Below are 8,573 nucleotides of genomic sequence, written 5' to 3' on the forward strand. Positions count from 1 at the left end.
TGACAACCCCGGCCCAGGCACCACCCACCCCCCCCCCGTTAACACCCGCCCCCCCCCAACCATGCAAAAAACCAACAACCGGACAAACCGCCCACCAAGAAGTGCTCAAACCGTAACCCGGGGGCCCCCCCCAACCCCCCCGCCCCCCAACCCCCCCCCCACACCCCCCACCCCGCGGGTTCGGGGGGGGGGGCCCCGACCAGTAGGACGATCCGGTTCTCGACCGCGGCCAGCAGCGCGTCCTGCTGGGTCTTGGAGAAGCGATGCACCTCGTCGATGAACAGGACGGTCTGCTCCCCCACCGTCAGCCTGCGCCGGGCCACGTCGATGACCGCGCGGACCTCCTTCACCCCGGCCGACAGCGCGGACAACGCCTCGAACCTGCGGCCGGTGGCCTGCGACAGCAGCGAGGCCAGGGTGGTCTTCCCCGTGCCGGGCGGGCCGTAGAGCAGCACCGAGGCCGCCCCCGAGCCCTCGACCAGACGGCGCAGCGGTGAGCCGGGGCCGAGCAGGTGCTGCTGCCCGATCACCTCGTCGAGCGAGCGCGGCCGCATCCGGACCGCCAGGGGCGCCCCGGGATCGCGCCGGACCACCGCGTCGAGCCCCTGCGCGGGTGCGGGGTCGTCGCCGGGCACGTCGAACAGGCTGTCACTCACGTCGAGCAGGGTACCGATGCCCTCGGACAGGTCCGCGAGTTGAACGGCTGCCCAATTCTTGTGTGTCCGACTTGCGCGCCGGGCCGCGCTGGGATGAGATCGCTGATCGTGGTCGAAAACACCGGGTTCGCCGTAGGACAGTTCGCTCGCCGCACCCTGTTCAAAGGCGGTACCGCCGCCGCGGCGGCCGCGCTGCTCACCGCCGCGCCCGCGCACGCCGCGGGAGCGGTGTTCCGGCACGGTGTCGCCTCGGGCGATCCACTGCCCGACGCGGTGATCCTGTGGACCAGGGTCACCGTCGCCGAGGACGCGACCCCCGGTTCCGGGCTCGGCGCTCCCGCCACCGTCCGCTGGGAGATCGCGGCCGACGAGTCGTTCAGCCGGCTCGCCGCCGCCGGGACGGCCACCGCCACCGCGGCCGGCGACCACACCGTGAAGGTCGACGCCACCGGCCTGACCCCGGGCACCGACTACGTCTACCGCTTCACCGCGCTGGGCGAGACCTCTCCCGTCGGCCACACCCGCACCGCCCCCGCCGACGACGCCGAGGTCGACCGCCTGCGCCTGGGCGTGGTCTCGTGCTCCAACTGGGAAGCGGGCTGGTTCGCCTCCTACCGCCACCTGGCCGCGCGCGGCGACCTGGACGTCGTCCTGCACCTGGGCGACTACCTCTACGAGTACGGGCGCGGCGAATACGGCGGCCGAGCAGGCGCGGTCCGGGGACACGATCCGGTACACGAGATCGTCAGCCTCGCCGACTACCGGATCCGGCACGGCCAGTACAAGACCGACCCCGACCTGATGGCCCTGCACGCGGCGGTGCCGTTCGTGTGCACCTGGGACGACCACGAATCGGCCGACAACTCCTGGCGCGACGGCTCCTCCCACCACGATCCCGCCGTCAGCGGACCATGGCAGGACCGCAAGGCCGCCTCCACGCAGGCCTACCTCGAGTGGATGCCGGTGCGCGCCGACCGCGCCGACGGCGGGCTGCGGATCTACCGCAGGCTGCGGTTCGGCACACTCGCCGAGCTCTCGATGCTGGATCTGCGCACCTACCGCGACGAGGAGGCCGGGCCGGGCGCGGGCTGGCGCCGCGCCGACGATCCCGCCCGCACGATCACCGGCCGGGCCCAGATGGAGTGGCTCACCGCGGGTCTGGTATCCGCACCCACCCGGTGGAAACTGATCGGCAACTCCGTGATGGTCGCCCCGGTGGTGTTCCCGCCGCTGGAACCGGCGACCACCGACGCCATCACCTCGGTGCTCGGGCTGCCGCAGGGCGGCCTGACCGTCAACGGTGACCAGTGGGACGGCTACACCGCCGACCGCGCCACCCTGTATCGCGCGATCGCCGACAACGGCGTCAGCGACGTGGTGTTCCTGACCGGCGACATCCACACCTCCTGGGCCGCCGACCTGCCCCTCGACGCCGCGAACTATCCCGGCGGGCCCACCGTCGGCGCGGAATTCGTCGTCCCGTCGGTCACCTCGTCCAGCGTCGGCGACCTGCTGAAGGTGCCGCCGCGCACCGCCTCGGTCCCCGCCGAGGAGGCCATCAAGACCGCCAATCTCCACCTGCGCTACGTCGAGCTGGACTCGCACGGCTACGGCGTGCTGGAGGTGACGCCCGAGCAGGCGCGGATGGACTGGTTCTACGTGTTCGACGTCAACGATCCGGCCACCGGCGTGCGTCATGCCGTCTCCTTCGCGGTGCCCACCGGCGGCCGCGTGGAGCCGCGACCGGTGCACTGAGCACGGATCTGTCGGCGCCGCGGAAATCGGCGCAGAATTCTGCGGGAGGCTGTCGATCGCGGCCGCGTTCGCTCGTCGGAGAAGTACGGCCACCCGACGAGCGGGCAGCCCAGATCCGAAGGAGCTCCCCCATGAGCCAGTACCTGGTCCTGATCTACGGCGACGAAGCCACCTACGCCGCCATGTCCCCCGCCGAACTCGGTGACATGCTCACCGCGCACCGCGCCTTCCAGCAGCTCGCCGGCGAGGCCAACCTCGGCGGCCACGCCCTGCAGCCCACCGGCACCGCGACATCGCTGCGTCACGATGCCGACGGCGAGGTCGTCATCACCGACGGTCCGTTCGCCGAGGCGAAGGAAGCACTGGGCGGCTACTACCTGATCGAGGCGCCGGACCTGGACGCGGCGATCGCGCTCGCCGCGCAGGTGCCCGCCCCGACCGGCGGCGTCGAGGTGCGCCCGATCAAGGTCTTCCCGCAGCCGTGACGACGACGGCGGCCGCGGCCGTCGAGCAGGCGCACCGTCGTGAATGGGCCTTCGTGCTCGCCGCGACGGTGCGGCTGGTCCGCGATTTCGATCTGGCCGAGGAGTGCGTACAGGACGCCTACGCCGCCGCGCTGACCGCCTGGGCGAGCGACGGCGTCCCGGCCAGACCGGGCGCGTGGCTGACCACGGTGGCCCGGCGGCGCGGCCTCGACCTGCTGCGCCGCGACAGCACCCTGCGCCGCGCCCTGCCTCGACTCGTCGTCGACGAACCGGTCGCCGATCCCGCCGACCTGGCCCTCGCCGATCTCGACGGCCCGGCGATCCCCGACGACCGGCTCCGGCTGATCAGCACCTGCTGTCATCCCGCGCTTGCCTTCCCTGCGCAGGTGGCGCTCACGCTGCGGCTCGTCTGCGGCGTGACCACCGCCGAGGTCGCCCGCGCGTTCCTGGTGAGCGAGGCGACCATGGCCGCGCGGATCACCAGGGCGAAGAAGAAGATCGCGGTCGCCGCGATCCCGTACCGGGTGCCGTCGGTGCGGGAACTGCCGCACCGTCTCGACGCGATCTGCGCGGTCATCCATCTGCTGTTCACCACCGGCCACACCGCGCCCGGCGGCGAGCAACTCGTCCGCACCGATCTGGTGGGCCGCGCGCGGCAACTCGCGCGGATGATGCACGCGCTGGTGCCCGACGACCCCGCGGTCACCGGGCTCCTCGCGCTGATCCTGCTCACCGATGCCCGCCGCGCGGCCAGGGTGAACGCGGCGGGCGAGTTGTGCACGCTCGAGTTCCAGGACCGCGCGCGCTGGGACCAGGCGGCCATCGCCGAGGGCATCGCCCTGGTGAAACAGGCGCTGCCACATACCGATCGGTACACGCTGCAGGCGGCGATCGCCGCCGTCCACGACGAGGCACCCACGTGGGCCGACACCGACTGGCCCGAGATCATCGGGCTCTACCGGCTGTTGCTGCGCGTGTGGCCGTCGCCCGTCGCCCGGCTCAACCACGCGATCGCGGTCGGCCTGGCCGGTGATCCCGACCGGGCTTTGGCACTGCTGGGCCCACTGGGTGACGAACCCGCGCTCGCCACCTACGGCTACCTCGACGCGGCCCGCGCCGCCTTCCTGGCGGAGGTGGGGCGCACCGACGAGGCGCTCGCCGCCTACGAGGCCGCGCTGCTGCTCACCGACAACACCGTCGAACGCGCCCACCTGCTGCGCAAGCACTCGGCGTTGGCCGGGTGACCCCCGGCGACTCATGGCACCCCGCGCACGCGGCGAACCGACGGCCCGATCGTCGACGGCGTGCTCCCCCTCAGGCGCCCTCGGCCGCGAACGCGCGTTTCCACTCGCGGAACCCCTCCTCGGAGCGCCCCCGCCGCCAGTACCCGGAGATCGAGAACCACTTCGGCGCGACACCGCGTTCCTTGCGCAGATAGGGGCGAATGTGGCGCATCACGGCCTCGGCCTCGCCGTGCACGAACGCCTGAACCTGGCCGGGCAGCCACTCGGTCGCGCGAACGGCGGCCACCAGCGGCGCGTGCTCGCCGGCCAGATCGTCGGGGATCAGGTCCGAGGACACGCCGCGATGCACCCACCGCAGGCGCAGGTCGCCGGGTGAGCTGAGCGCGATCTCGTCCTCGGCGCCGCCCACCTCGACGAACACGAGCGCGGGCGCGCCTGCGGGCAGCGCCTCCACGGCCGCGGCGATGGCCGGCAGCGCCGACTCGTCCCCGGCGAACAGATACCAGTCGGCCGCGGGATCGGGGGCGAAGGCACCGCCGGGCCCGTTCAGCCAGAAACGCGCGCCCGGCTCGACCGCCCGCGCCCACGGCCCCGCGATGCCCTCGTCACCGTGCACCACGAAGTCGATGCTGATCTCGCGCCGCTCGGCGTCGTAGGACCGCACGGTGTAGGTGCGCAGCACCGGCTGACTCTCCGGGCCGAGGGTCGCACGCACGGTGTCGAGGTCGAGCGGCTCGGGATATTCGACGCCGGGCGGCGGAAAGACGAGCTTCACGTAGGCGTCGGTGAAGGCGTTCGGGGTGAACTCCGGCCCGACGCGGCCGACGATCCGCACCAGGTGCGGGGTCAACCACTGCTTGCGGACGACGGTGACACTGACCGGATTCGGCACTGCTGCTCCCAACTTCCTCGGACCACCGCGACGGTACTCCCGTCGCGCCGGGAAGTGGGGAGCTCGCTACTCCGCCCAGCGCTCCTCGAGCATGGCCGACACCTGTTCGGCGAAGTCGCCGACCGCGTCGTCGCCGGTGACCCTGGCATCCTCGGCCAGCGCCGACCAGCGGTTGATCAGCGCCTCCGAGCGCGGCACGGACAGGCCGTGCTCACGGGCGGTGGCGATGCGCGTGTGGTCGGCGGGCAGGAACCAGTACGTGGACAGCCACACCCAGATCAGGCGCGCCTCCAGGATGCGCTCGGCCAGGACGGTGTCGTCGGCCAGCGACGGCCACACCCCGACCACCGCCGAGCGCCACGCCTCCACCATCTCCCTGGCCCTGCTGCGCGACAGCTCGAAATCGCACAGGCAGCCGGGGAACGACACCAGCGCGTACGCGATGTCGAGGGTGGCGTCGCGGAAGCCGCCCCACTCGTAGTCGAGGAAGCGGGCGCCCTCGTCGTTCATGATCACGTTGTCGGGGCACAGGTCCGACGGGCTGAACGCGCGGTAGCGGCCGCCGGTGAACAGGCGATTGCCGTGCACGATGCGCTCGGCGATCTCGCCGGGGACCTCGATGCCGAGTTCGGCCTGCAACAGGCCGGGCACATCAGCGATCGCGGCCTGGGCCTGCTGGGCGATGCCGTCGACGCGGTGCGCCGAGTCGACCCGCCGCATCAGGGCGACGAAGTCCGGCTCGCGTCCGACGGTCGCGGCGTGCATCCGGCCCAGCGCCTGCGCGAACGCCATCAGCGAGTTCCGCGTGCCGGGCTCGGCGCGGGTCTGCAGCACGGAGGTGAGCAGCGCGTTCTCGCCCAGATCGGAGAGCACGAGCAGCCGGTCCGGCACGCTGTGCGCGATCAGGTAGGCGCCGGGGCGCTGTTCGCGGCTGAGCGCGGTGGTGAACTGGTAGGACACCGCCTCGCGCAGGAACGCGGCATCGATGCTGGCGACTCCGGGCGCCATGCCACCGGTGACGCGGTCCGAGGCGGTACCGCGCACCTGTTTCACGATCAGCGTGCGCGGCAACGAGAAAGCGTTCTCCGCGACACGCACACGCAGGACTGTTGTCCTGCCACTGCCACTGAGCTCCATCGGATCACTCAGCTTCACCGGAGCACCCATTCGCTTTGTGAGCAACTGTTGTGCTGCGGACACGACGTCGGCGGCGCGTTCGGCCAATAGTGCGGTCATCGCCTCTCAAGCTACTCGTACCTGGTCACTTCTAGCGAGCGGTTACACAACCTTTCCGCGTCGCTCGGCGTGTTGGGGCCAGGGTTGCGCCGGGTGTGCCTGTTCGCTTGACACACCAGTGCGCCGTCGGGTTTTCTCATCGTCAACTGCTGTGCGCCACACCGCAAACCGGTTGAGTCGAAAGGTCTACCACAGTGACCGACACACCGTACGCCGCATCGAGCGATTCACCGGGTGGGCCACCGCGATCCGGCGGTGGCGGACAGTTCGCCGAGGGCACGGGCCGCCACGAGGGGCCGGGTCAGCCGCCCGCGTCCGGCCAGGGGCCGAGCAGGCACGGAATGGCCGGTGGCGCAGGGTATCCGCAATTCGAGGGCCCCGGCGCCGCGCAGTACGGTGACGAACCGCTCGAGCCCGCTCCGCCGGTTGCCGGCACCGGGCACGCGGCACCGCAGTACGGTCCGGCGGGCACCGGTCCCGGTTACCCCGCGCCACAGGGGAAACCGGACACCGGGAACTATCCGGCCACCCCCGCGCCCGGCGTGTCGGCCACCGGCGGCGGGCAGCCGCAGGGTTACTACCAGCCGGAAACACAAACGCTCGATGTGGGGCGGTCGCTGAGCTACGGCTGGGAACGCTTCCGCGCCAATCCGGGCCCGTGGCTCGGCGTCACGGCGGTGGGGGTGCTCATCTATCTGGCCGTCCTCGCGATCGTCCAGATCTTCGATCCCACTTCGCTGTTCACGGTGCTGTTCCTGTTCCTGATGGTGGCGGTGGCCCTGTGGCTGCTGCAGGCGGTGATGATCCGCGGCGCGCTCTACGAAACCGACGGATACCCACCGGCTTTCGGCTCGTTCTTCCGCTTCGTGAACGCGGGCAATGTCCTGCTCACCGCCCTGCTGGCCTTCGCCGCGACACTCCTCGCGTCCTCGCTGTGCCTGCTGCCCGGACTCGTGGTCGGTTTCCTGTGCATGTTCTCGCTGCACTTCGTCATCGACCAGGACTACGGTCCGCTGGAGGCGATCAAGGCGAGCGCGATCCTGGTGGTGAACAATCTGTGGGCCGCCCTGCTGCTGGCACTGACGATCGCGCTGGTCACCGCCGTGGGGCTGGTGCTGTGCGGGCTCGGATTGTTCGTCGCCGGTCCGGTGTGCGCGATCGCGGTCACCTACGGCTACCGGGTCCTCACCGCCGGGCCGGTCGCCCGGATCTGAGTCAGCGGCCCGGCAGCGTGCGCATGCCCAGGGCACGCTTGAGTCGTTCGAACGGGCCGGGATCGTTGCCGGCGCGCGGCCGCAGCCACAGCACCGCCACCCCGGCCACGACGATGCCGAGCAGGTTCACCGCGATCTGACCGACCGACTGGAACGCGCGCGTCCATTCGCCGACCGTCGCCGCGACCACCGCGTATCCGGCGGCGGGCACCGTGGTCACCGAGATGAACACGCCGACCAGCGCCGCGGACTTCGAGGTGACCAGCGAGAGCATGCCGGCCGCACCCGCCAGCAGGGCCACCACCAGGGAGAACGGCCCCACCTGGTAGATGAAGTCGACATTGTGCGCGTCGAGCACGCCCTCGGTGGTGATCCAGCCGACCTTCTCCCAGATCATGGTGGCCAGCGCGGTCACCGCCATGGCGAACGGGAACGCGAAGACCAGCGCGATGAGCGAACGCCGGGCCAGCCGCCACTCGCGCCGCACCAGCGCCACCGACAGCGCCGCCAGCGGCCCGAACTCCGGGCCGACCACCATCGCGCCGACGATCGTGACCGCCGAGTTGGTCGCCACACCGATCGAGGACAGCAGGCAGGCGATCGTCAGAAAGGCCACGAAGGTGGCGTTGAGCGAGGATTCCTCGTGCGTCTCGGCCTGCAGCTGTTCCCACACCACCGCGTCGTCCGGGTCGCCCGGCGCCTCGTGCACGGCATGCTCGGCGGCATCGGACAGCACGGTCTCGACCGGGTTGAGCGTGATGCCGCCGCTGTGCACGAGACCGAGCCTCTTGATGTCGGCGAGTACGGCGTTGGCGGCCTCACGGGCGACATCGGCCTGGACGAGATCCCCGACCGGCTCGACGGCGATGCCGCGCGCGAGCGTCACATGGGTGACGCCGGGATCGGCCGCGAGCACCCCCATCAGCGCATCGGTCTGCTCGGGCGGCGAGATCACACGCAGGTGGAGCACAGGGTGGCCCTTCCGGTCGGCACCGCGGGGCGGCGCGTGAACAGACCAGAAGGTACCGGGTCCCCTGTGTACGCGCTATTTCTCCGCGGCAACGGCTTTCGCCGCGTCGGCCGCGGGCTTG

Annotated in this window: 7 protein-coding genes and 1 pseudogene; 4 read left to right on the forward strand and 4 right to left on the reverse strand. The window is 71.4% G+C overall.

Features of this window, described 5'->3' with window-relative positions; all coding sequences use genetic code 11:
* Nucleotides 1-173 precede the first annotated feature (173 nt).
* Nucleotides 174-656: pseudogene (locus tag QH270_RS00790) on the reverse strand (AAA family ATPase); the annotation flags it as partial.
* A gap of 93 nt (nucleotides 657-749) precedes the next feature.
* On the opposite strand from QH270_RS00790, the gene QH270_RS00795 reads away from it, so the two are divergent.
* The 3 genes from QH270_RS00795 to QH270_RS00805 all read left to right on the forward strand — a co-directional run bounded on the left by QH270_RS00795 (nucleotide 750) and on the right by QH270_RS00805 (nucleotide 4,140).
* Nucleotides 750-2,411, forward strand: coding sequence for an alkaline phosphatase D family protein (locus tag QH270_RS00795; RefSeq protein WP_280338419.1), 1,662 nt, complete (start codon nucleotides 750-752; stop codon nucleotides 2,409-2,411).
* 131 nt (nucleotides 2,412-2,542) lie between these two features.
* Complete coding sequence (locus QH270_RS00800; protein ID WP_280338420.1) at nucleotides 2,543-2,896, forward strand: YciI family protein; 354 nt, start codon at nucleotides 2,543-2,545, stop codon at nucleotides 2,894-2,896.
* The gene (locus QH270_RS00805) at nucleotides 2,893-4,140 is read left to right on the forward strand and encodes an RNA polymerase sigma factor (protein ID WP_280338421.1); all 1,248 of its coding nucleotides are present in this window, start codon (nucleotides 2,893-2,895) and stop codon (nucleotides 4,138-4,140) included. The genes QH270_RS00800 and QH270_RS00805 overlap by 4 nt, the downstream gene beginning before the upstream one ends.
* 70 nt (nucleotides 4,141-4,210) lie before the next feature.
* Here QH270_RS00805 and QH270_RS00810 read toward each other — a convergent pair whose 3' ends face one another.
* Entirely contained in the window at nucleotides 4,211-5,032 is an 822-nt protein-coding gene (locus tag QH270_RS00810) for a siderophore-interacting protein (protein WP_280338422.1), read from the reverse strand.
* A gap of 66 nt (nucleotides 5,033-5,098) precedes the next feature.
* Nucleotides 5,099-6,268 (reverse strand): phosphotransferase family protein, encoded by a 1,170-nt coding sequence (locus QH270_RS00815; protein ID WP_280338423.1) that lies wholly within the window; start codon nucleotides 6,266-6,268, stop codon nucleotides 5,099-5,101.
* 194 nt (nucleotides 6,269-6,462) lie between these two features.
* Here QH270_RS00815 and QH270_RS00820 point away from each other — a divergent pair, with 194 nt between their 5' ends.
* The gene (locus QH270_RS00820) at nucleotides 6,463-7,482 is read left to right on the forward strand and encodes a hypothetical protein (RefSeq protein ID WP_280338424.1); all 1,020 of its coding nucleotides are present in this window, start codon (nucleotides 6,463-6,465) and stop codon (nucleotides 7,480-7,482) included.
* 1 nt (nucleotide 7,483) lies between these two features.
* On the opposite strand, the gene QH270_RS00825 is transcribed toward QH270_RS00820, so the two are convergent.
* A complete protein-coding gene (locus QH270_RS00825; RefSeq protein ID WP_280338425.1) occupies nucleotides 7,484-8,452 on the reverse strand; it encodes a DUF389 domain-containing protein in 969 nt (322 codons plus the stop codon).
* Nucleotides 8,453-8,573: the final 121 nt, after the last annotated feature.

Source organism: Nocardia neocaledoniensis (assembly GCF_029868625.1).
Taxonomy (GTDB): domain Bacteria; phylum Actinomycetota; class Actinomycetes; order Mycobacteriales; family Mycobacteriaceae; genus Nocardia; species Nocardia neocaledoniensis_A.

What these genes read in the sequence shown, in the direction of transcription:
- QH270_RS00795 (WP_280338419.1), top strand. Translation starts at nt 750, where the DNA reads ATGAGATCGCTGATCGTGGTCGAAAACACCGGGTTCGCCGTAGGACAG.
- QH270_RS00800 (WP_280338420.1), top strand. Translation starts at nt 2,543, where the DNA reads ATGAGCCAGTACCTGGTCCTGATCTACGGCGACGAAGCCACCTACGCC.
- QH270_RS00815 (WP_280338423.1), bottom strand. Translation starts at nt 6,268, where the DNA reads ATGACCGCACTATTGGCCGAACGCGCCGCCGACGTCGTGTCCGCAGCA.